Source organism: Acinetobacter sp. YH01006 (assembly GCF_013420445.1).
Classification (GTDB): Bacteria; Pseudomonadota; Gammaproteobacteria; order Pseudomonadales; family Moraxellaceae; genus Acinetobacter; species Acinetobacter pseudolwoffii.
In genome coordinates this window covers 1-1,270 of the sequence record NZ_VOYB01000074.1, presented here as the reverse complement: position 1 = coordinate 1,270, position 1,270 = coordinate 1, and the positions used below count along the sequence as shown (strand labels likewise).

At 58.7% G+C, this 1,270-nt stretch carries 2 protein-coding genes; both read left to right on the top strand.

The features are described from left to right. The coding region (gene floR / locus FTT73_RS16105) for a chloramphenicol/florfenicol efflux MFS transporter FloR (protein WP_159153865.1) at window positions 1-965 on the top strand (965 nt) is incomplete at its 5' end. A 27-nt stretch (window positions 966-992) separates the two neighbouring features. Next, window positions 993-1,270 (top strand): LysR family transcriptional regulator (locus tag FTT73_RS16100; protein WP_088209976.1); only part of this gene is annotated, 278 nt, incomplete at its 3' end.

Sequence of the window (1,270 nt, the reverse complement as noted above, 5' to 3'; positions counted from 1 at the left end):
CGGGCGCAACGGCTTTCGTCATTGCGTCTCTGGGAGCAGCTTGGTCTTCAACTGCACCGGCCTTTGTCGCTTTCCGTCTACTTCAAGCAGTGGGCGCGTCGGCCATGCTGGTGGCGACGTTCGCGACGGTTCGCGACGTTTATGCCAACCGTCCTGAGGGTGTCGTCATCTACGGCCTTTTCAGTTCGATGCTGGCGTTCGTGCCTGCGCTCGGCCCTATCGCCGGAGCATTGATCGGCGAGTTCTTGGGATGGCAGGCGATATTCATTACTTTGGCTATACTGGCGATGCTCGCACTCCTAAATGCGGGTTTCAGGTGGCACGAAACCCGCCCTCTGGATCAAGTCAAGACGCGCCGATCTGTCTTGCCGATCTTCGCGAGTCCGGCTTTTTGGGTTTACACTGTCGGCTTTAGCGCCGGTATGGGCACCTTCTTCGTCTTCTTCTCGACGGCTCCCCGTGTGCTCATAGGCCAAGCGGAATATTCCGAGATCGGATTCAGCTTTGCCTTCGCCACTGTCGCGCTTGTAATGATCGTGACAACCCGTTTCGCGAAGTCCTTTGTCGCCAGATGGGGCATCGCAGGATGCGTGGCGCGTGGGATGGCGTTGCTTGTTTGCGGAGCGGTCCTGTTGGGGATCGGCGAACTTTACGGCTCGCCGTCATTCCTCACCTTCATCCTACCGATGTGGGTTGTCGCGGTCGGTATTGTCTTCACGGTGTCCGTTACCGCGAACGGCGCTTTGGCAGAGTTCGACGACATCGCGGGATCAGCGGTCGCGTTCTACTTCTGCGTTCAAAGCCTGATAGTCAGCATTGTCGGGACATTGGCGGTGGCACTTTTAAACGGTGACACAGCGTGGCCCGTGATCTGTTACGCCACGGCGATGGCGGTACTGGTTTCGTTGGGGCTGGTGCTCCTTCGGCTCCGTGGGGCTGCCACCGAGAAGTCGCCAGTCGTCTAACCGACGACTGGTAGCAGGCCCGCTCCGATGCGGCGCACTAACCATCGAAACCTCGTGAATGTCGGTATCCTGTCTGGCAGGATACCGCTCATTTCCCTTGTTCAGTTCATCGCCGTCGCCGAGCATCTGAATTTTCGGCATGCGGCCAAGGCACTTGGTATCAGCCAGTCGAGCGTCAGCGCGCGTGTGAAAGCGCTGGAGGATAACCTTGGTGTCCTGCTATTTGAGCGCCATGCGCGGGGCGTTCGGCTAACAGACGCAGGCAGGCACTTCATGGAGCGTGTCACGGCGGGTGTCGATCAACT